Consider the following 19,429-nt stretch of genomic DNA (forward strand, 5'->3'; position numbering starts at 1 on the left):
TCATTCGTCCTTCATGCCCGTGGCCTTGACCACCGCGCCCAGGCGCGCGCGCTCGGCATCGACGAACTGCACGAAGGAGGCGCGCGTGCCGCCGATCGGCTCGATGCCCATCCCCTTGAGCTTGTCGGCGATGGCCGGGGTCTTCATGGCCGCGTCGATGGCGGCGCTCATCTTGTCGAGCACCGCCTCGGGCGTGCCGTGCGGCGCATGCACGCCGGCCCAGTGGGCGATGCGCACGTCCGGGAAGCCTTGCTCCGAGGCCGTGGAGAGCTCCGGATAGGCCGAGATGCGCGTGGTCCAGGTGTTGGCCAGCGCCTTCAGCTTGCCGCTCTTGAGGTAGGGCAGCGCGACGATGCTGGCCTCCGACGTCGCCTCGACCTGCTTGCCGAGCACCGCGGTGATCGACTCCGAGCCGCTCTTGTAGGGCACCACGTCGAGCTTGGCGCCGTACTTCGTCTCCAGCATGCCCTCGACGAAATGCGGCGTGCTGCCGGTGCCGGCGGTCGCCCAGTGGAAGCCGGCGCCCGTCTTGGAGGCCGCGATGAATTCCTTCAGGTCCTTGTAGGGCGCGTCGGCCGGCACCAGGATCACCGAGGGCGCGAGGCCGATCATGCCGACCGGCACCAGGTCGCTGTCCTTGTAGGGCAGGTGCTTCTTGATCATGCTGTTGGAGATCACGCCGGCTGCGCTCACCAGGAAGGTGTAGCCGTCGGGCGCGCTCTTGGCGACGATGTCCGCGCCCAGCGTGGCGCCGGCGCCGGGCTTGTTGTCGACCACGATGGGCTGGCCCAGCGCCTTCGATGCGCCTTCGGCCGCAGCGCGCGCCATCAGGTCGTTGGCGCCGCCGGCCGCGAAGGGCACGACCAGTCGGATCGGCTTGGCGGGCCAGGTCTGGGCGGACACAGTCCCGCAGGCCAGCGCGGCTGCCAGGCCGGCGAGCAGGACGAGTCGGGAAGAAAGATGCATGACGATGTCTCCAGGGTACGTGTTGTGAGGGATGCCGCAGCGTGGCTGGCGACAAGTATCGACACGCACAGTACTGAAGGGAACGCCGTTTTGCGTTGCTTTTACATAAGCGCGACTTATGGGCGCGCGGCGCTGCGCAGGATCAGGCGATGCGTGCCGGTGGCTGCGGAGCCCTCTTCTTTCGCGCTCCGACAGCGCCGGTCGCGGCGGCCTGCAGGATGCGACGGAAGGTGGGGCATTCCATGTGGCTCGGTGCGGGGCAGGCAGCGGCGTGCAGCAGGCCGTCGCGCATGGCGCTCAGTTTGCGGATCGTCTTGTCCAGCTCCTGCGCCTTGGCCGCGAGCATCTGGCGGTCGATGCGCGGCTGCGCCTCGCGCGTGAACAGGAGCGCGATCTCGTCGAGCGAGAAGCCGGCCGCGCGCCCCAGCGCGATCAGCGCCAGCCGCTCCAGCACGCTGGGATCGAACAGGCGGCGCAGGCCGCGCCTGCCGGTGGAGGCGATCAGCCCCTTTTCGTCATAGAAGCGCAGCGTGGACGCGGGAACGCCGGATCGCTGCGCCACCTCGGCGATGTCCAGGTGCATCATTCTCTTGACCTCAAGTCGACTTGAAGTTGCACAGTCTAGCTTCCGCCTCTCGAGGGCAAGCAAAGGAAAACGACCATGGATGCCACACTCCAGACCGACAACAACGAGCAGACGGCGCTTTGGAACGGCCGCGCAGGGCGTGCCTGGGTCGAGGCACAGGAGGTGATCGACCAGGTGCTCGAGCCCTTCGAAGACCTGCTGGTCGAAGCGGTCCGCGCCGGCCCCGGGCAGCAGGTGCTCGACGTCGGCTGCGGTACGGGCAGCACGACGCTCGCCGTTGCGCGGCTGCTCGGCGCGACGGGCCACTGCATCGGCGTCGACATTTCGGATCCGCTGATCGCCGCCGCCCGGGCACGCGCCGAACGGGAAGACACGCCGGCAAGCTTCATCCGTGCCGACGCGCAAATCCACGCCTTCGAGCCCGCAAGCTTCGACCTGATCATGTCGCGCTTCGGCGTCATGTTCTTCGACCACCCGGTCCTGGCCTTCGCGAACCTGCGGCGCGCCGCACGGGACGACGCCAGGCTCCGCTTCATCGTCTGGCGGAGTGCCGCGGAGAACCCGTTCATGACGACGGCCGAGCGCGCGGCGGCACCGCTGCTGCCGAACATGCCCGCCCGCCAGCCGGGCGCGCCCGGACAGTTCTCCTTCGCAGACCGGCATTGGGTCGCTGCCATCCTGGAAGAGAGCGGCTGGGCCGGGATCGACATCCGGCCGATCGATGTCGACTGCACCCTGCCCGAGAAGGAGTTGGTCGGCTACTTCACCCGGCTCGGTCCCGTCGGCCTGATCCTTCAGGAGGTGGACGAGCGGACGCGCGCGCAAGTCATCGACACCGTCCGCGCCGCCTTCGATCCCTATGTGCACGGAACCGAGGTTCGCTTCGCCGCCGCCTGCTGGATGGTCAGTGCCCGAGCGCCGTCTGCGTAAGCCGCACAAGAGGAGGCCGCCAGTGTCTGAGGGGCAGTGCAGCGGCTCTTAATCGAAGCCCGTTCCAGAAACACCACGGAACCGGCTTTGCCGGGCCGTCGGTGTTGCCCCCGGTGAGGGGGTTGGCGTAGCGACACGAAGTGCGCGAAGCCTGGGGGAGTTCAAGTCTCCGAGCGAATGCCCCGCATCAGGATCACGCCGCCCAACTGCGAGGTGTCGGAGCGCATCCGGTAGGCCAGCGCTTGTGGCGTGCCGGCCTGCGCTTGCCAGCCCGCCTTCAGCAGTTGCTGCTGCACTTCGGCGGAGCGAAGCACCTCGCCCAGCGCCGCGTTGAGCCTGGCCACCGCCGGCTTGGGCAGGCTGGCCGGCGCCGCGAGCGCGGTCCAGATCTCGAGGTCGGCGCCGCGCACGTCGGCTTCGCGCAGCGTGGGCAGCTCGCTGAACAGCGGGCTGCGCAGGGGAGAAGTGACGCCGAGGGCCTTGAACTTGCCCGAGGCCACATGAGGCTTCGCGAGGCCCGGCGGCAGCAGCGCCATCTGGATCTGTCCCGCCAGCATGGCGGCGATGACCTGCGGATTGCCGTTGAAGGGCGCGTGCTGCGGCGAGATGCTGGTGCGGGTCTTCAGCAGTTCCATGCCCAGGTGGCCCACGGTCCCGACGCCGGGCGTGCCGTACTTGCCCTTGTCGCCGAGGTTGCGCGCCCACAGCAGCAGCTCGGTGGCGTTCTTGCCCACGGCGTCGCCCGAGACCGCGAGCACCAGCGGCGCGGTGCCGATCAGGCCCACGGGCGCGAAGTCTTTCTCGGGGTCGAAGGGCGTGGCGGGATTCAGCAGCTTGGCGATCGTCAGGTTGCCATTGATCAGTGCGCCGATGGTGTGATCGTCCTGCGCCTTGGCCACCAGGTCGGCCGCGAGGTTGCCGCTGGCGCCGGGCTTGTTCTCCACCGTCACCGGTTGGCCCAGCAGCTTGGAGAGCGGCTCCGCGATGGCACGCGCCGCGAGGTCGGGCGAGGCGCCGGCCGGGAAGCCGACCAGGATGCGCACCGGCTGGGTCGGCCAGGCGCCGGGGGCGGCGGAACCGGCGGGGCGCGCGGCGCGCGGCGCGGTGGAAGACGTTGCCTGTTGGGCCCACGCGGCCGGGGCACAGGCCGAGGCGGCGAGGCTTTGGAGCAAGCGGCGTTTGGAGATCATGAAGCGGCGGATGTTGCAAAAATAAGTAACACAACGTTACGCGACACCGTCTTCCGGCGCAAGACAACCAAATGCTTCGTCGGGCCCGCACGCCCACCGGTGCTCAAGCCTTTTTCGACGCGGCCCAGGTCGCGAGGATCTGCACCGCTTCGCGATCCATCTTCTGCTCCGCGGGCAGCGTCCGCCGCTCGATCGGCGCACCGGCCTCGGCACGCAGGTCTTCGATGTCGATCGGGTGGCGCGCCTCTGTCGGCAGCCCGGCGAAGGCCTGGCCCGACTGCGCAAGCGAGGCCGCGTAGTAGAGCCTGGCGATGCCCGCGATGCGCATGGCGGCCACGCACAGGGCGCAGGGCTCGCACGAGGTGTAGAGCTCGCAGCCGCTCAGGTCCACGCGCTGCAGATTGCGGCAGGCATCGCGGATGGCCTCCACCTCGCCGTGCGAGGTCGGGTCGAAATGGGCCACCGAGTGGTTGAAGCCCTCACCCACCACGCGGGCGTCCTGCACGACGACGGCGCCGAAGGGTTCGGTGCCCGGTGTGCGCAGCGCCTGCGCCGAGAGCGCGATGGCGCGCCGCATGAATTCTTCCTGGTACATCGTCGTCTGCTCCTTCACACGGGAACCGCATCCGACAGCAGCGCCCCATCGCGCGCCACGATGCGGCCGCCCGCCACCACGAGCCGCCGCACCGGCCGCGCCACCACCGCCTCGGCGACGGTCTGCGCATCGACCAGCACCAGGTCGGCCCGGCAGTCCGGCGCCAGGCCATAGGCTTCGAAGCGCAAGCCGCGCGCGCCCGCATGGGTGACGCAGTCGAGCGCGACCTCGATCTCGTCGTCGCGCCGCAGGTTGTAGCGCAGGCCGATCAGCATCGCGCGCTCCAGCATGTCGGGGCTGCCGTAGGGCGTCCAGGTGTCGCGGATGCCGTCGTTGCCGCCGAGCACGGTGACGCCGGCGCGGCGGCAGGCCATGAGCGGCGGCACGCTGCGCGAAGGCGGCGCACTGGTGACCAGCACCACGCCGAGCGCGGCCATGCGCGCCAGCAGCGCCTCGCATTCGCGCTCGGGCAGGTCGCCCAGGCAGAAGCCGTGGCTGATCGCGACCTTGCCTTGCATGCCGAGCGCTGCCGTGCGCGCGAGGATCAGGTCGAGCGAAAAGGCGCCCATGGCGCCGGGCTCGTGCAGATGGATGTCGAGCGGGCAGCCGCGGCGCTCGGCGATGGCGAAGAGCGCGTCGAGCGAGCGCACCGGATCGCCGTCGATCGCGCACGGGTCCAGGCCGCCAAGCACGTCGGCGCCGCGGGCGATGGCCTGGTCCAGCAGCTCGGCCGTGCCGGGCCGGCCCAGGAGGCCCGATTGCGGGAAGGCGACGATCTGGATCTGCTGCAGCGCCTGCATCGTGTCGCGCGTCTGCAGCACGCCTTCGAGATGGCGCAGCCCTGCCTGGGTGTCGATGTCCACGTGGGTGCGCAGCCGCGTCGTGCCGCGCGCCAGGAAGGCCCGGGCCAATGCCAGCGACTGCGCGGCCGCGTCATGGCCGCTGGCCTGGCGAAAGGCGCGCTCGTTGTCGATCCTGTCGATGAGCCGGGTGCCGACCTCGTTGCGGTACCAGTCCATGCCCCACAGCGTCTTGTCCAGGTGCGTGTGGCCTTCGACCAGGCCGGGCAGCAGGAGCGCGCCGCCGCCCTCCTCCACCGCGCAGCCGGCTGCGGCGTGCAAGGCCGGGCCGAGGGCCGCGATGCGGCCGTCCTGCACCAGCACGTCGGCAGGGGCGGCGCCCATGGGGCGCACATGGCGGATCAGAAGCATGCTCACACCCAGCCCGCACGCCGGAAGCGGTAGTACACGTAGACGCAAAGGCTCGCGATGAGCGCCAGCGCGGCCGCATAGCCGTAGCGCCATTTCAGCTCGGGCATGTGCTCGAAGTTCATGCCCCAGAGGCCGGCGAAGGCGGTGCACACGGCGAAGATGGCGGCCCAAGCCGCGAGGCGCTTGGTCACTTCGCCGTCCTCGATGGTGACCATCGAGAGGTTGACGTGGATCGCGGTGCCGATGGTGTCGCGGATCGAGTCGATGGTGTTGTTGATGCGGCTCAGGTGGTCGACCACGTCGCGGAAGTACTCCTGCGTGCTAACGCAGATCTGCGGCACGCGGCCGCCGTGCAGCTTGCCGGTGCCTTCAAGCAGCGGCGCGACCGCGTGCTTGAGCAGCGTCAGGCGCTGCTTCAGTTCGTACAGGCGCTTGATGCTGTCGCGCGCGGCGCCCTTGGTGAAGATGCGCTGCTCGATGGTGTCGAGTTCGTCCTCGAACGCATCGATGATCGGAAAGTAGCGGTCGACCACGGCATCCATCAGCGCGTAGAGCACGAAGCCCGGACCGTTCTTGAGCAGCTCGGGCTCGCGCTCGCAGCGCTCGCGCACTTCGGTGAAGCCGTGATCGCTGCGGTTGCGCACCGACACCACGTAGTTGCGCCCGACGAAGACATCGAGCTCGCCAACCGTGAGCGTGGCGGGCTCGCCGGCACCCGCTTCGAGCAGGTGCATGACGACGAAGAGCGAATCGGCGTACTCCTCCACCTTCGGCCGCTGGTGGCCGTTGTGGGCATCTTCCACGGACAGCGGATGAAGACCGAACTCGGCCTGCACTTCGGCCAGCTCTTCGGGCGTGGCGTCGCGCAGCGCCACCCAGACGAAGCAACGCGGCAGCGACGCGTACTCGCTGATTTCGGAAACGGGAATGTCGGCCAGCTTGGTGCCGTCTTCGTAGACAACGCAGTTGATGAGCATGCGGGGCGCCGGGGCAATAGGGAAGACGAGGCATCTTGCCACGCGCGAGCGGCGTCGCAAGGGCGCGCAAGTCTTTACGCGCAACCGCTGATCGTCACGCTGACCAAGACGCTGTAGGTCGCCCGGGCGCCGGCGCTACGGCGCGTCGGCCTTCTTCTTGATCCATTGCAGCAAGGGTCCGATGACCTCCAGCGGCAAGGGAAACACGATGGTCGAATTCTTGTCGGCGGCGATCACGGTCAGGGTTTCCAGATAGCGCAACTGCAGCGCCTGCGGCTGGCGCCCCAGAATCTCGGCCGCTTCGGCCAGCTTGACCGAGGCCTGCAGTTCGCCCTCTGCATGGATCACCTTGGCGCGCCGTTCGCGCTCGGCCTCGGCCTGCCGCGCGATGGCGCGCACCATGTTCTCGTTGAGGTCGACGTGCTTGATCTCGACGTTGGTCACCTTGATGCCCCAGATGTCGGTCTGCGCCTCGAGGATCTTCTGAATATCGAGATTGAGGCGCTCGCGCTCGGACAGCAAGTCGTCGAGCTCGTGCTTGCCGAGCACGGCACGCAGCGTGGTCTGCGCCAGCTGGCTGGTGGCCTCGAGGTACTTCTCGACCTGAATGACCGCTTTCTCCGCATCGATCACGCGGAAGTAGAGCACCGCGTTCACCTTCACCGACACGTTGTCGCGCGTGATCACGTCCTGGCTCGGGATGTCGAGCACCATCACGCGCAGCCCCACGCGCACCATCTGCTGGATGCCGGGGATCAGGATCACCAGGCCAGGTCCCTTGACCTTCCAGAAGCGGCCGAGCTGGAACACCACGCCTCGCTCGTACTCGCGCAGGATGCGCAGCGACGCCGCGGCGAGCATCACCGCCAGCACCAGGAGCAGCGCGATGAGCGCGACGGTGAAATTGAAGAACATGGTCATTGGCCGTCCGGGGCCACCTGCAGCACGACGCCTTGCACGCCACTGACCCGGACTCGTCCGCCGGTATGCAGATCACCCGCGCCGGTCACGCGCCAGTAGTCGCCCTGGATCTGCGCCCAGCCCTCGCCGTCCGAGAACTCGACCAGTTCGCCGGTGGTGCCCACGAGGGCCGAGATGCCGCTCTTCACCGGCCGCCGACGCGCCTTCGCGGCCATGCCGGCGACCGCGAGGATGAACAGGGCCGAGACCGCGCTGATCACCGCCACCACCCACAGCGGCACGCCGAAGCCCGGCGCGTCGCTGTCGATCAGGAGCACGGCGCCGATCGCGAAGGCCGCGATGCCGCCCAGCCCCAGCACGCCGAAGCTCGGCAGAAAGGCCTCGGCGATGAGGAAGGCCACCCCCAGCAGGATCAGCGCCAGTCCCGCGTAGTTGACCGGCAGCATCTGCAGGCCGAACAGCGCCAGCGTCAGGCAGATGGCGCCCACCACGCCGGGCAGCACGAAGCCGGGGTTGGAGAACTCGAACAGGAGGCCGTAGATGCCGATCATCAGCAGGATCAGCGCCAGGCTGGGCTCGGTGATCACCGACAGCAGCCGGCTGCGCCAATCGGCGTCGAAGGCGAGCAGCTGCGCGCGCTGGGTGGCCAGCCGCACGGTGCCATGCGCCAGGCTCACTTCGCGCCCATGCACCTGCATCAGCAGGTCAGCCACGTCGCGCGCGACCAGGGTGATGACCTTTTTCTCCAGCGCCTCCTGCGCCGACAGGCTCACCGACTCGCGCACCGCCTGCTCGGCCCAGTCGGCATTGCGCCCGCGCAGCTGCGCCAGGCTGCGGATGTAGGCCGAGGCATCGGCCAGCCGCTTGGCGCTCATCGCATCGGGAGCGGGCTCGGCACCCTTCTCGGAAGAGGACGGCGGCTTCGGCTCCGGCCGGCCCGGCGTCGGCATGCCGATGGCCACCGGCGTCGCCGCGCCGAGGTTGGAGGCCGGTGCCATGGCTGCGATGTGGCTCGCGTAGAGGATGTAGGTGCCGGCACTCGCGGCGCGGGCGCCGCTGGGCGCCACGAAGGTCGCCACCGGCACGGGCGAAGCGAGGATGTCCTTGATGATGTTGCGCATCGAGGCGTCGAGCCCGCCCGGCGTGTCGAGCTGCAGCACGGCGAGCTGCGCCTGTTCCTTGGCAGCCAGCGCGAGGCCGCGGCGCACATAGTCTGCGGAAGCGGGCCCGATGGCGCCCTCGACCTGCATCAGGACCACGATGCGGGGCGCCTCGGGAGCCGCGGCAGACACAGCTTCGGCGCTGGCCACAGCCGCAGCTTGGGCCAGGAGGACCAGTCCCATCAACCATGTTCTGGCGGACCTCATAGCTGGATTCTAGGAGTCGCGGGCGCCGCTGTCACACACTGCAACAGGCCCTGGTCGACAAAGAGCAAGGCGGGGCATTCGAGCAAGGCCCGCACGGCCTGCACGAACTCGGCCGCAAGCTGGCCGTCGACCACGCGGTGGTCGAAGGAGGAAGACAGGTTCATCATCCGGCGCGCGACCACCGCGCCGTCCTGCATCACCGGGCGCAGCGCGATGCGGTTGACGCCGACGATCGCCACCTCGGGCGCGTTGATGATCGGCGTGGAGGCGATGCCGCCCAGGGCGCCGAGGCTGGTGATGCTGATGGTCGAGCCGCTCAGTTCGTCGCGCGTGGCCCGGCCCGCGCGCGCGGCCTCGGCCAGGCGCGCGATCTCGGCCGCGCTGGACCACAGGTCGCGCGCTTCCGCGTGGCGCAGCACCGGCACCATGAGGCCGGCCGCGGTCTGGGTCGCGATGCCGACGTGCACTGCGCCGTGACGCGTGAGCACGCCCGCCTCGTCGTCGAAGCGGGCATTGATCTGCGGGAAGCGCGGCACCGCCAGCACGACGGCACGCACGAGCAGCGGCAGCAGCGTCAGGTGGGCCCGCTCGCTGCCCCAGCGTTCGTTGAGCCGCGCGCGCAGCAGCTCCAGTTCGGTCACGTCGATCTCCTCGACGTAGGTGAAGTGCGGGATGCGACGCATCGCATCCTGCATGCGCTGGGCGATGCGGCGGCGCACGCCGGTCACGGGCACGGCTTCCTCGTCGTCCCGCTGCGCGTAGCGCGCCGCACTCGCCGCCTGCGGACCGGGCCGCCGGACCAGCCAGGCGTCGAGGTCCTCGTGCAGGATGCGGCCGTCCACGCCGCTGCCCGGCACCTGCTGCAGATCGATGCCGAGCGCCGCGGCCCGATGGCGCACCGCGGGCGAGGCAGTCGGCTTGCCGGTGGATGGCAGGCTCGTGCGTTCGGCCGGCGCGGTCTCAGGTGCTGGTGCTGGTGCTGGTGTAGGCGCAGGCGTGGCCGCGGGCGTGGACGTGGGCGGCGCCGCGCCGGTGTTGTCGCCACCCTCCACATCGATGCGGATCAGCTCCGCACCCACCGCCATCTGCTGCCCCACTTCGCCGCCGAGCGCAAGCACCTTGCCCGCGACCGGCGACGGGATCTCGACGGTCGCCTTGTCGGTCATCACGTCGGCCAGCACCTGGTCTTCGGCCACCGTGTCGCCGGGCTGGACCCGCCATGCGACCAGTTCCACTTCGGCGATGCCTTCGCCGATGTCCGGCACCTTGATCGCATGCGTGCCCATTCAGTTCTCCATGACGCGCCGGAAGGCCGCGCCCACGCGTGCCGGGCCCGGGAAGTAGGCCCACTCCTGCGCATGCGGATAGGGCGTGTCCCAGCCGGTCACGCGCTCGATCGGCGCCTCGAGGTGATGAAAGCAGTGCTCCTGCACCAGCGCCGTCAGCTCGGCGCCGAAGCCGCTGGTGCGCGTGGCCTCGTGCACGATCACGCAACGGCCGGTCTTCTTGACCGAGGCGACGAGGGTCTCCAGGTCCAGCGGCCACAGGCTGCGCAGGTCGATGATCTCGGCATCGATGCCGGCTTCGCGCGCGGCCGCCTCCGAGACGAAGACCATGGTGCCGTAGCTGATCACCGTCAGGTCGGCGCCGGGGCGGAACACGGTGGCCGATTCGAGCGGCACCGTGTAGTAGCCCTCGGGCACCTCGCCCAGCGGATGGGCCGACCAGGACACCAGCGGCCGGTCGTGGTGGCCGTCGAAGGGGCCGTTGTAGAGGCGCTTGGGCTCCAGGAAGATCACCGGGTCGTCGTTCTCGATCGAGGCGATCAGCAGGCCCTTGGCATCGCGCGGATTCGAGGGCATCACCGTGCGCACGCCGCAGACGTGCGTGAACAGCGCCTCCGGGCTCTGGCTGTGCGTCTGGCCGCCGTAGATGCCGCCGCCGCAGGGCATGCGGATGGTGATCGGCGCGCTGAAGTCGCCGGCCGAGCGGTAGCGCAGCCGCGCCGCTTCGGAAACGATCTGGTCGTAGGCCGGATAGAAGTAGTCGGCGAACTGCACCTCGACCACCGGGCGCAAGCCGTAGGCGCCCATGCCGATGGCCGAGCCGACGATGCCGCCTTCGGAGATCGGCGCATCGAACACGCGCGAGCGGCCGTACTTGGCCTGCAGGCCCTCGGTGCAGCGGAAAACGCCGCCGAAGTAGCCCACGTCCTGGCCATAGATGACGACGTTGTCGTCGCGCTCGAGCATCACGTCCATGGCGGAGCGCAAGGCCTGGATCATGGTCATGGCGCTCATGACGCTGCTCCGGACTGCATCTGCTCGCGCTGCCGCTTCAGGTGCTCCGGCATGTCCTTGTAGACATCCTCGAACATCGCCGCGGCGCTGAACAGGTGCCCATCGGCCAGCGAGCCGTAGCGCTCGGCTTCCTTCAGCGCGGCGTTGACCTCGGCCTCCAGTTTCGCCTGCGTCTCCTCGTGCTCCTGCTGCGACCAGGCGCCGATGCCCGTCAGGTGCTGCGCCAGCCGCGCGATCGGATCGCCGAGCGGGAAGTGCGCCCAGTCGTCGGCCGGCCGGTAGCGCGAGGGATCGTCCGAGGTCGAATGCGCCCCGGCGCGATAGGTGACCCACTCGATCAGCGTCGGCCCGAGGTTGCTGCGGGCGCGCTGCGCGGCCCAGCGCGAGGCGGCCAGCACGGCGAGGAAGTCGTTGCCGTCGACGCGCAGCGAGGCGATGCCGCAACCCACGCCGCGCGCCGCGAAGGTGGTGGCCTCGCCGCCGGCGATGGCCTGGAAGGTCGAGATCGCCCACTGGTTGTTGACCACGTTGAGGATCACCGGCGCTCGGTAGACGTGGGCGAAGGTCAGCGCCGTGTGGAAGTCGGACTCGGCGGTGGCGCCGTCGCCGATCCATCCCGAGGCGATCCGGGTGTCGCCCTTGATCGCCGAGGCCATGCCCCAGCCCACCGCCTGGATGAACTGCGTGGCCAGGTTGCCCGAGATCGAGAAGAAGCCGACGCGCTTCATCGAATAGCACACCGGCAACTGCCGCCCCTTGAGCGGGTCGCGCTCGTTGGACATCAGTTCGCAGATCATGTCCACCATCGACACGTCCTCGCGCGCCAGCAGCAGGCCCTGCTGGCGGTAGGTGGGAAAGCACATGTCGCCCTGCTGCAGCGCCAGCGCATGGCCAATGGCTATGGCCTCTTCGCCGAGGCACTGCATGTAGAAGGAGATCTTCTTCTGGCGCTGCGCGATCAGCATGCGGGCGTCGAAGATGCGCGTCTTCAGCATCGAGACGAGGCCGCGGCGCAGCAAGGCTGCATCCGCCTCCGGCACCCACGGGCCGACGGCACGGCCCTCGTCGTCGAGCACGCGCACCAGTGTGTAGGCGAGGTCGCTGGTGTCGGCCGGCGATGCGTCCAGCGGCGGCCGCCGCACCTGGCCGGCGCGCGAAATATGCAGGTAGGAAAAATCGGTCTCATGACCCGGCCGCCCGGTGGGCTCCGGCACATGCAGACGAAGAGGTGCGCCCTGGCTCATCGCGTTGTCTCCGCGCTCGATGGGATCGCTCGCCAGCAAAGCCTAGCGAATTTCAGGCTCCGGCGCAGCCGGTCAATCGCGCGTATCTCGCTTGACACGCGGGGCCGGCAGGACTCGAATTCGATCGGGAGAGAGAGCGGCGGAGCACTCATCAGGAGCACATCATGCGCAAGAAGATCCTGGCGACGATGGCCTGTCTCGCTTGCCTGAGCCTGCCCGCATGGCCCGCGGGCGGTGGAGGTGGAGGCGGGGGCGGTGGCGGCCCGTCGCAGCAGGAGCTGGACCCCGACTACCGCGCCGGCCAGGCCGCCGTCAAGGCCGAGCAATGGGCCGAAGCCCTGCCCCCGCTCCAGGCGGCCATCCGGACCGATCCCAGAAATGCCGACGCATGGAACCTGCTGGGCTTCGCCTATCGCCACCTGGGCGACATGGACAACTCCTTCAAGCACTACGAGCGCGCCCTGCAGCTCAACCCCGGCCACCGCGACGCGCACGAGTACGTGGGCGAGGCCTATCTGCAGGTCGGCCAGCTCGAAGGCGCGGAGAAGCACCTGAAGGCGCTCGACAAGCTCTGCTGGTTCCCCTGCGAGCAGTACACGGAGCTGAAGGAGAAGATCGCGAAGTTCAAGCGCTCGCGCGCCGGGGAATAGGTTCTGTTGACGATGTGGGGGCGCGGAGGCGGGCGGTGTGCCCTGTGCCGGCCGACGTCACCGGCCCTTCGGGCTTCCCTGCGCTGCTCGGCAGTGCCTCAACGGCCGGCCCAGGGCACACCGCCCGCAGCCGTGGAGGAGCCTGGGTCGCATCCAACCCCCGAAGCCCGGCATGCGTCCAAGGGGCTGGCGCCTCCTCAGTCGATACTCACGTTCGCCGCCTTCGCCACCTCGGCCCACTTCACGCGGTTGGCGTGAACGGTGGCCTTGAACTGCGCGGGCGTTTCGATGCGCACCGTGTTGCCCTGGCCCTCGAACTTCTCGCGGATCTCGGGCTGTTCGAGCACGGACTTGATCGCGGCATTGAGCTTGTCGACGATGCGCGCATCCGTGCCCTTGGGCGCGAAGACGCCGAACCAGATCGAGCTGTCGAAGCCCTGGGTGCCGGCGATGCCGCTCGCGGCAATGGTCGGCACTTCCTTCACCGCCGCCACCGGCTTGGCGGTGGTGACGCCCAGCAGCCGCACCTTGCCCGCCTTGTACTGCGGCAGCACGGTCTGCACCTGGTTCATGATGCAGCAGGTCTCGCCGCGCACCACCGAAGCGATGGCCTCCGGCCCGCCCTTGTAAGGCACGTGCACCATCTGCAGGCCGAGGCGCGAGTTGAGTTCGGCAAAAGCCATGTGGGTGCCGGCGCCGTTGCCGGTGGAGGCATAGTTGTACTTGCCGGGGTTGGCCTTCACGAGTTCGACGAACTCCTTGAGCGTCTTGACGTTGATCACCTCGGGATTGATCGTGAGCACGTTGGAGACGTCGAGCACCGGCGCCACGGGCACGAAGTCGGCCTCGACGTCGAAGGGCAGCTTCTTGTAGAGCGCCGCATTGCTGCCGTGCGTGGCGGCGGTGCCGAAGGCAAGCGTGTAGCCGTCGGGCCTGGCGCGCGCCACGTACTCGCTCGCGATGTTGCCGGCGGCGCCGGACTTGTAGTCGATCACCACCGGCTGGCCGAGCTTCTGCTGCAAGGGCTCCTGGATCGTGCGCGCCACCACGTCGACGCCCGAGCCGGCCGGGAAACCCATGATCAGCGTGACGGGTTGCTGCGGCCACTCGGCCTGGGCAAGAGCAGCGGGCGCAGCGCAGGCGCCGAGGGCGAGGCCGGCGGCAGCGAACAGACGGCGCGAACGGCTGGAGAGAGAATGGGGCATGACTGTCCTTCGAAGCGGATGGAGCAAGCGCCGATTGTGGCGCGAGGCTCATGCGAAACCCTGTCGAAGCTTATGCAGCACAGCTCTCTGATCGCCTCTCGATAATTGCGCCCCATGGTCCGCCCCACCCAACAACTCCATCCCCCGCGCGAACCGGCGCCGCCGCTCGCCGCCGCCACCGTGCTGCTCCTGCGCGACACGCCCGAAGGCATCGAGGTCCTGATGACGCGGCGCTCCGCCAGCGCGAGCTTCGCGCCCGGCGCCTATGTGTTCCCCGGCGGCCGCATCGATGAAGGCGACCGCGCCGCGCACCGCATCGCTTTGCGCCGGCCCACGCAAAGCGAACAGCAGCTCACGCAGGCCGTGGCCGCGGTCCGCGAGAGCTTCGAGGAGCTCGGCGTGCTGCTCGCGCGCCACGAGGACGACCGCCCGGTGAGCGCCGACGAGGTGGCGGCGATGGACCGCAGCACGGCCGCCAGCGCCATCGCCCTGGCCGACCAGTGCACGGCGCGCGGACTGCGGCTGGCGACCGACGAGCTCTTCACCTTCGCGCACTGGATCACCGACCGCGACCTGCCCAAGCGCTTCGACGTGCCCTTCCTGGTGGCGCGCATGCCCGAGGGCCAGACGCCGACGGCCGACGAGACCGAGCAGTTCGAGCCCTGCTGGGTGCGGCCGGCCGATGCGCTCGCGCGCCACAAGGCGGGCGGCTTCCTCATGATCTTCCCGACCGTGCGCACGCTGGAGCGCATGGCCGCCTACGACTCGGTCGACGCCCTGCTCGACGCCTGCGCCCACCGTGCAGACGGCGAAGGCCCGCTGTTCACCAGCTGTCCGCGCGCCGGCCTGCTGCGCGGCCAGGAGGCGCGCTACATGGAGCACGAATCGCCCTACGGCGAGCTGGCGCTGGTCTGCCCCGACGGCCAGATCGTGCATGCGCTCGACTGGCAAAGCGAGGCGCCGGTGCCGCTCTTGAAGAACGTGCAGCGGCTGACCGCGCCGAACCCCGGCGCGATGACCGGGCCCGGCACCAACAGCTACATCGTGGGCGATGCGGCCAGCGGCTACATCGTGATCGACCCGGGACCGAACGACGCGGGCCACATCGAGCGGCTGCACCGCGCGACCGGCGACGACATCCGCATGATCGTCTGCACCCATTCGCATGCCGACCACTCGCCGGGCGCGGCGCCGCTGCAGGCGTTGTGCGCAGCATCGAAGCCGGCCATCCTCGGCCTGCCCTCGGCGCCGACGGCACGCGCCTCGGCGCGCTTCGCACCGGACCGCACGCTGCAGGACCAGGAACGCCTGGTGCTGCACGGCCCGGACGGCACCACGCACACGCTGCGCGCCGTCCACACCCCCGGCCACGCGGCCAACCACCTGTGCCTGGTGCTGGAGGAGGACGGACTCCTGTTCTCCGGCGACCACGTGCTCAACGGCAGCACCACGGTGGTCGATCCGCCGGACGGCAACATGAACGCGTACCTCGATTCGCTCGACAGGCTGGATGCGCTCTGCGCCGAGGGCGAGGTGCGCTTCATCCTGCCGGCGCACGGCTACGTGCTCGGCGAGGCGCGTGCCGCCATCGCGTATCTGAAGGCGCACCGCCTGAAGCGCGAGGCCAAGATCGCCGCCGCGATGCAGCGCCTGCCGCAGGGCACACCCGAGGACTGGCTGCCGCTCGCCTACGACGACGTGCCCGAACGCATGTGGCCGGTGGCCGCGCGCTCCCTGGCCGCGCATGTGGAACGCATCCGGCAACTGGCGCAAGCTCGATGACCGATAGCGACGAAGGCATCCGCCTGGCCAAGCGCGTGGCCGCGATGGCCAGTTGCTCGCGGCGCGAAGCAGAGCTGCTGATCGAGAACGGCGCGGTGCGCATCGACGGCGAACCGGCACTGCTGCCGCAGACGCGCGTGCACGCGCACCAGCAGGTCGAGATCGAGCCCGGTGCGCGGCCCGAGCCGGTGGTGCCGGTCACGCTGCTCCTGCACAAGCCGGCCGGCACGCCGACCGACAACGCGCACCGTCTGCTGGTGCCCGCCAACCACCACGAGCCCGAACGCGCGGGCCTGCGCTTCCTGCCGCGCCACGTGGCGGCCCAGCGCTGCATGACGCCGCTCGAAACCGGCGCCAGCGGGCTCGTGGTCTTCACGCAGGAGTGGCGCATCGAGCGCAAGCTGCAGGAAGACGCGGGCATCCTCGAGAACGAAGTGATGGTCGACGTGGCCGGGCCGGTCGGGCCCGATGTGCTGGCGCGGCTCGAACGCGCCTCTGCGGCGCGCGTCAGCATCGGCCAGCAGGCCGAAGGCCACACCGGCCTGCGCTTTGCGATCAAAGGTCCGCGGCCGGGGCAGATCGCTCACCTGTGCGACGAGGCGGGCCTGCGCATCCTCGCGATGAAGCGCATCCGCATCGGCCGCGTGCCGCTCGCGGGCCTGCTGCCCGGCCAGTGGCGCTATCTGCTGCCGAACGAGCGCTTCTGATGCCCACGTCCGTGCGCCGGTTCGCCGCCGCAGCCGCACTCATCGGCTGGGCCGCACTCGCGCTGCAGCTGGTGCTGTCGATCGGGCTGGCCACGGCCGGCGGGAGGCCGGCCGGCTGGGGCGTCTTCATGTACCTCGGTTACTTCACCATCCTGACCAACCTGCTCGCCGCGCTGGCACTGACGGCCGCGGCAACCGTTGCGCAAGGCGCGTTGTGGCGCTTCTTCCGAAGGCCCGGCGTGGCGAGCGCGATCGGCGCCAACATCGCGGTGGTGGGCCTGGTCTACTTTTTCGTGCTGCGCCACATCTGGAATCCGCAGGGCCTGCTGTGGCTGGCCGACGTGCTGCTGCACTACCTGATGCCGGTGCTCTTTCTCGTCTACTGGTGGATCGCGGTGCCCGCGCACGGCCTGCGCGGGGGCGACATCCCGTACTGGTGGACCTATCCGCTGGGCTATCTTGTCTATGCACTGGTGCGCGGCGCGATCGCCGGGGTCTATCCGTACCCCTTCATCGACGTGGGTGCGCTGGGCTATGGCCGCACCGCGCTCAATGCGGTGGGCGTGCTGATCGGCTTCTCGCTGGTCGCCGCGCTGCTGGTGGCGATCGGCCGCAAGAAGCCGACCCCGAAAAAAGTGTGAAGCGCGCCTGTAGGCCGGATTCTGTGCGTTGAGGTTGCCCCCAACGTGACCGCCATTACTCTGGGCCGTTTGTCGCCAAACGGCTCGGTGCCACCTACCCGCCAGCTCTGCGGAACCACATCGACGCTGGCCTACTTGGTGTTGCTGCGCGCAGAGATTGCCCGTTTCACCCGACCGGGGTTGCCCCCGGCCGACTCGTCTCTGTTGCTCTGATCCTCACCTCGCGGTGGAGAGCCGTTAGCTCCTGCGCTGTCCTGTGCAGTCCGGACCTTCCTCCAGTGCGCTCTTTCGAGACTTGCACCAGCGGCGGTCTGGCGCGCTTCACACCATGGATTATCGCGACAATGGCAGCCCGCTTCGCGCGCCACGAAAGAATCACCCATGAAAGCTCAGAGCATCCTGCAGACCATCGGCAACACGCCGCATATCCGCATCCAGCGCCTGTTCGGCCGAGCGACGCAGCAGGTGTGGATCAAGTCCGAGCGCGCCAATCCCGGCGGCTCGATCAAGGACCGCATTGCGCTCTCGATGGTCGAGGACGCCGAGAAGTCCGGCGCGCTGAAGCCCGGCGGCACCATCGTCGAGCCCACCTCGGGCAACACCGGCATCGGGCTCGCGATGGTCGCGGCCGTCAAGGGCTACAAGCTGATCCTCGTGATGCCCGACAGCATGTCGGTCGAACGCCGCCGCCTCATGCTCGCCTACGGCGCAAGCTTCGACCTCACGCCGCGCGAGAAGGGCATGAAGGGCTCGATCGCGCGCGCCGAGGAGATCGTCGCCGGCACGCCCGGCGCCTGGATGCCGCAGCAGTTCAACAATCCCGCCAACGTCGAGGTGCATGTGCGCACCACGGCCGAGGAGATTGCGGCCGACTTTCCCGATGGGCTGGACGTGCTCATCACCGGCGTGGGTACCGGCGGTCACATCACGGGCTGCGCGCGGGTGCTCAAGAAGAAATGGCCGAAGCTCAAGGTGTTCGCGGTGGAGCCGGTCGCCTCGCCCGTGATCTCGGGCGGCGCGCCGTCGCCGCACCCGATCCAGGGCATCGGCGCCGGCTTCATTCCGAAGAATCTCGACACCGAGCTGCTCGACGGCGTGATCCAGGTCGATGCCGAACCGGCGCGCGAGATGGCGCGCCGCTGCGCGGCCGAAGAAGGCATGCTGGTGGGCATTTCCTCGGGCGCCACGCTCACCGCGATTGCGCAGAAGCTGCCCGAACTGGCACCCAACGCGGTGGTGCTGGGCTTCAACTACGACACCGGCGAGCGCTATCTGTCGGTCGACGGCTTCCTGCCGGCTTGAAGCCTCAGAGCATGTCTTTCAACCCCTCGTCGAGCGGCCGATCGCAGGCAGCGAGCGCCTTGACGCGCTCGTCGCGCAAGCGTCTCCAATCGTCGGCCTGCCAATCTGCCAGGGTCGCCGGCTCAGACTCGTAGGCGCACTGCACGGGCCGCTTGGGCATGCGGAACATGCGCGGGGCGCGGGGCGCGGGGCACGATGGCGGCACCCCACTTGAGGCGAAAGAGCTGGTCGTCGTTCATCAGCGACTCGTACACCAGGTGCCATGGGCCCGGCGTCACCCGCACCGGCGCTTGCTCGTCCTCCGGAACAGGCTCGCCCGCGGCCGCGCGCTCCCTGTAGAGCTGCGCCAGGCGCAGGCCGATCGCCTGCGGCAGTTCGGCACGCGCCGGGTTGTCGCGCAGGCGCTCGTCGTCGAGCCCTTCGACGGCGGTGCCTGCGAGGTCGTCCTTCGAGAAACCCCTGGCGCTCAACGCCGCCCCACCGGTCAGCGCGATGAGCGCCACATTCAGTCCGACCTGCACCGCGATGTTCCGGCTCGTGTCTTCGCGGCGCACGATGCGCAGCGTTTCGATGCCCTCGCGGTAGCTGCCGCGCGAGAACTCGACCTTCGGGGGTGTCGCCTGAATGGGGTCGGCGCTCGGAGCGGAGGCGCCTCCGCCGGCTGCCGGCAATGGCGCCACGACCTCGGGCATCGCCGAGCTTGCATCGGCCGGCAGGGTGTCGGCCGGTTGCGCGAACACCATCGCATGGGCCAGGATCAAGGTGGCGCAAAGCGCCGTGCGTCGATGGCGCATGCCATCCTCCCTTTGTTGAAGCGACGCGATTGTCTGGTCGGCTATCGGTAGTCGGTTCCGC

19 protein-coding genes and 1 other RNA gene are annotated in these 19,429 nt (G+C 69.3%); 6 read left to right on the forward strand and 14 right to left on the reverse strand.

Features of this window, described 5'->3' with window-relative positions; genetic code table 11:
• Together ACSQ9I_RS25810 and ACSQ9I_RS25815 are read right to left on the reverse strand one after the other, a co-directional pair.
• Positions 1–966, reverse strand: a complete 966-nt coding sequence (locus ACSQ9I_RS25810; RefSeq protein ID WP_093103982.1) for a tripartite tricarboxylate transporter substrate binding protein — start codon at positions 964–966, stop codon at positions 1–3.
• Between the two features lie 142 nt (positions 967–1,108).
• Entirely contained in the window at positions 1,109–1,552 is a 444-nt protein-coding gene (locus ACSQ9I_RS25815; RefSeq protein ID WP_436314961.1) for a helix-turn-helix domain-containing protein, read from the reverse strand.
• Between the two features lie 75 nt (positions 1,553–1,627).
• Between ACSQ9I_RS25815 and ACSQ9I_RS25820 the strand changes: the two genes are divergently transcribed.
• The gene (locus ACSQ9I_RS25820; RefSeq protein WP_436314962.1) at positions 1,628–2,482 is read left to right on the forward strand and encodes a class I SAM-dependent methyltransferase; all 855 of its coding nucleotides are present in this window, start codon (positions 1,628–1,630) and stop codon (positions 2,480–2,482) included.
• 161 nt (positions 2,483–2,643) lie between these two features.
• Here the strand turns inward: ACSQ9I_RS25820 and ACSQ9I_RS25825 are convergent, their stop codons facing one another.
• The 9 genes from ACSQ9I_RS25825 to ACSQ9I_RS25865 all read right to left on the reverse strand — a co-directional run bounded on the left by ACSQ9I_RS25825 (position 2,644) and on the right by ACSQ9I_RS25865 (position 12,287).
• Positions 2,644–3,672: a Bug family tripartite tricarboxylate transporter substrate binding protein gene (locus ACSQ9I_RS25825; protein ID WP_093103977.1), complete on the reverse strand. Its 1,029-nt coding sequence runs from the start codon at positions 3,670–3,672 to the stop codon at positions 2,644–2,646.
• Between the two features lie 103 nt (positions 3,673–3,775).
• Positions 3,776–4,267 carry a nucleoside deaminase gene (locus ACSQ9I_RS25830; RefSeq protein WP_436314964.1) on the reverse strand — a complete coding sequence of 164 codons (492 nt, stop codon included), beginning with the start codon at positions 4,265–4,267 and terminating at the stop codon, positions 3,776–3,778.
• A 14-nt stretch (positions 4,268–4,281) separates the two neighbouring features.
• Complete coding sequence (locus ACSQ9I_RS25835; RefSeq protein ID WP_093103974.1) at positions 4,282–5,484, reverse strand: amidohydrolase family protein; 1,203 nt, start codon at positions 5,482–5,484, stop codon at positions 4,282–4,284.
• Positions 5,481–6,455 (reverse strand): magnesium/cobalt transporter CorA, encoded by a 975-nt coding sequence (gene corA, locus ACSQ9I_RS25840; RefSeq protein WP_436314966.1) that lies wholly within the window; start codon positions 6,453–6,455, stop codon positions 5,481–5,483. Before corA ends, ACSQ9I_RS25835 begins: the two co-directional genes overlap by 4 nt.
• Positions 6,456–6,590: 135 nt before the next feature.
• Complete coding sequence (locus tag ACSQ9I_RS25845) at positions 6,591–7,370, reverse strand: slipin family protein (protein WP_436315829.1); 780 nt, start codon at positions 7,368–7,370, stop codon at positions 6,591–6,593.
• A gap of 2 nt (positions 7,371–7,372) precedes the next feature.
• Positions 7,373–8,719, reverse strand: coding sequence for an NfeD family protein (locus ACSQ9I_RS25850; protein ID WP_436293649.1), 1,347 nt, complete (start codon positions 8,717–8,719; stop codon positions 7,373–7,375).
• Positions 8,720–8,739: 20 nt separating this feature from the next.
• A complete protein-coding gene (locus ACSQ9I_RS25855; protein ID WP_436314967.1) occupies positions 8,740–10,029 on the reverse strand; it encodes a dihydrolipoamide acetyltransferase family protein in 1,290 nt (429 codons plus the stop codon).
• Positions 10,030–11,043 carry an alpha-ketoacid dehydrogenase subunit beta gene (locus tag ACSQ9I_RS25860; protein ID WP_093103968.1) on the reverse strand — a complete coding sequence of 338 codons (1,014 nt, stop codon included), beginning with the start codon at positions 11,041–11,043 and terminating at the stop codon, positions 10,030–10,032.
• Positions 11,040–12,287, reverse strand: coding sequence for a 3-methyl-2-oxobutanoate dehydrogenase (2-methylpropanoyl-transferring) subunit alpha (locus ACSQ9I_RS25865; RefSeq protein ID WP_436309753.1), 1,248 nt, complete (start codon positions 12,285–12,287; stop codon positions 11,040–11,042). Before ACSQ9I_RS25865 ends, ACSQ9I_RS25860 begins: the two co-directional genes overlap by 4 nt.
• 164 nt (positions 12,288–12,451) lie before the next feature.
• Here ACSQ9I_RS25865 and ACSQ9I_RS25870 point away from each other — a divergent pair, with 164 nt between their 5' ends.
• On the forward strand, positions 12,452–12,937 hold the full coding sequence (locus ACSQ9I_RS25870) for a tetratricopeptide repeat protein (RefSeq protein WP_436314968.1): 486 nt from the start codon (positions 12,452–12,454) through the stop codon (positions 12,935–12,937).
• A 197-nt stretch (positions 12,938–13,134) separates the two neighbouring features.
• Here the strand turns inward: ACSQ9I_RS25870 and ACSQ9I_RS25875 are convergent, their stop codons facing one another.
• Entirely contained in the window at positions 13,135–14,142 is a 1,008-nt protein-coding gene (locus tag ACSQ9I_RS25875; RefSeq protein WP_436314969.1) for a Bug family tripartite tricarboxylate transporter substrate binding protein, read from the reverse strand.
• Positions 14,143–14,256: 114 nt separating this feature from the next.
• Here ACSQ9I_RS25875 and ACSQ9I_RS25880 point away from each other — a divergent pair, with 114 nt between their 5' ends.
• From ACSQ9I_RS25880 to ACSQ9I_RS25890, 3 genes are read left to right on the forward strand one after another with little or no spacing between them, the layout of a single operon-like run.
• A complete protein-coding gene (locus ACSQ9I_RS25880) occupies positions 14,257–15,924 on the forward strand; it encodes an MBL fold metallo-hydrolase (protein WP_436314970.1) in 1,668 nt (555 codons plus the stop codon).
• Positions 15,921–16,631 (forward strand): RNA pseudouridine synthase, encoded by a 711-nt coding sequence (locus tag ACSQ9I_RS25885; RefSeq protein WP_436314972.1) that lies wholly within the window; start codon positions 15,921–15,923, stop codon positions 16,629–16,631. The genes ACSQ9I_RS25880 and ACSQ9I_RS25885 overlap by 4 nt, the downstream gene beginning before the upstream one ends.
• Positions 16,631–17,272 carry a Pr6Pr family membrane protein gene (locus tag ACSQ9I_RS25890; RefSeq protein WP_436314973.1) on the forward strand — a complete coding sequence of 214 codons (642 nt, stop codon included), beginning with the start codon at positions 16,631–16,633 and terminating at the stop codon, positions 17,270–17,272. Before ACSQ9I_RS25885 ends, ACSQ9I_RS25890 begins: the two co-directional genes overlap by 1 nt.
• On the opposite strand, the gene rnpB is transcribed toward ACSQ9I_RS25890, so the two are convergent.
• An RNA gene (gene rnpB / locus ACSQ9I_RS25895) (RNase P RNA component class A) lies at positions 17,267–17,595 on the reverse strand. The genes ACSQ9I_RS25890 and rnpB overlap by 6 nt on opposite strands.
• A gap of 58 nt (positions 17,596–17,653) precedes the next feature.
• Between rnpB and cysK the strand changes: the two genes are divergently transcribed.
• Entirely contained in the window at positions 17,654–18,574 is a 921-nt protein-coding gene (cysK, locus tag ACSQ9I_RS25900) for a cysteine synthase A (protein WP_093103959.1), read from the forward strand.
• Positions 18,575–18,696: 122 nt separating this feature from the next.
• On the opposite strand, the gene ACSQ9I_RS25905 is transcribed toward cysK, so the two are convergent.
• Positions 18,697–19,368, reverse strand: coding sequence for a hypothetical protein (locus ACSQ9I_RS25905; protein ID WP_436314974.1), 672 nt, complete (start codon positions 19,366–19,368; stop codon positions 18,697–18,699).
• Between the last annotated feature and the right edge of the window lie 61 nt (positions 19,369–19,429).

The organism is Variovorax sp. LjRoot84 (genome assembly GCF_964254305.1).
Taxonomy (GTDB): domain Bacteria; phylum Pseudomonadota; class Gammaproteobacteria; order Burkholderiales; family Burkholderiaceae_C; genus Variovorax.

Bases quoted from the DNA above. Each gene is read 5' to 3' on its own strand.
- ACSQ9I_RS25810 (WP_093103982.1), bottom strand. From the start codon at position 966: ATGCATCTTTCTTCCCGACTCGTCCTGCTCGCCGGCCTGGCAGCCGCG.
- ACSQ9I_RS25815 (WP_436314961.1), bottom strand. From the start codon at position 1,552: ATGATGCACCTGGACATCGCCGAGGTGGCGCAGCGATCCGGCGTTCCC.
- ACSQ9I_RS25820 (WP_436314962.1), top strand. From the start codon at position 1,628: ATGGATGCCACACTCCAGACCGACAACAACGAGCAGACGGCGCTTTGG.
- ACSQ9I_RS25825 (WP_093103977.1), bottom strand. From the start codon at position 3,672: ATGATCTCCAAACGCCGCTTGCTCCAAAGCCTCGCCGCCTCGGCCTGT.
- ACSQ9I_RS25830 (WP_436314964.1), bottom strand. From the start codon at position 4,267: ATGTACCAGGAAGAATTCATGCGGCGCGCCATCGCGCTCTCGGCGCAG.
- corA (WP_436314966.1), bottom strand. From the start codon at position 6,455: ATGCTCATCAACTGCGTTGTCTACGAAGACGGCACCAAGCTGGCCGAC.
- ACSQ9I_RS25845 (WP_436315829.1), bottom strand. From the start codon at position 7,370: ATGTTCTTCAATTTCACCGTCGCGCTCATCGCGCTGCTCCTGGTGCTG.
- ACSQ9I_RS25850 (WP_436293649.1), bottom strand. From the start codon at position 8,719: ATGGGACTGGTCCTCCTGGCCCAAGCTGCGGCTGTGGCCAGCGCCGAA.
- ACSQ9I_RS25855 (WP_436314967.1), bottom strand. From the start codon at position 10,029: ATGGGCACGCATGCGATCAAGGTGCCGGACATCGGCGAAGGCATCGCC.
- ACSQ9I_RS25860 (WP_093103968.1), bottom strand. From the start codon at position 11,043: ATGAGCGCCATGACCATGATCCAGGCCTTGCGCTCCGCCATGGACGTG.
- ACSQ9I_RS25865 (WP_436309753.1), bottom strand. From the start codon at position 12,287: ATGAGCCAGGGCGCACCTCTTCGTCTGCATGTGCCGGAGCCCACCGGG.
- ACSQ9I_RS25870 (WP_436314968.1), top strand. From the start codon at position 12,452: ATGCGCAAGAAGATCCTGGCGACGATGGCCTGTCTCGCTTGCCTGAGC.
- ACSQ9I_RS25875 (WP_436314969.1), bottom strand. From the start codon at position 14,142: ATGCCCCATTCTCTCTCCAGCCGTTCGCGCCGTCTGTTCGCTGCCGCC.
- ACSQ9I_RS25880 (WP_436314970.1), top strand. From the start codon at position 14,257: ATGGTCCGCCCCACCCAACAACTCCATCCCCCGCGCGAACCGGCGCCG.
- ACSQ9I_RS25885 (WP_436314972.1), top strand. From the start codon at position 15,921: ATGACCGATAGCGACGAAGGCATCCGCCTGGCCAAGCGCGTGGCCGCG.
- ACSQ9I_RS25890 (WP_436314973.1), top strand. From the start codon at position 16,631: ATGCCCACGTCCGTGCGCCGGTTCGCCGCCGCAGCCGCACTCATCGGC.
- cysK (WP_093103959.1), top strand. From the start codon at position 17,654: ATGAAAGCTCAGAGCATCCTGCAGACCATCGGCAACACGCCGCATATC.
- ACSQ9I_RS25905 (WP_436314974.1), bottom strand. From the start codon at position 19,368: ATGCGCCATCGACGCACGGCGCTTTGCGCCACCTTGATCCTGGCCCAT.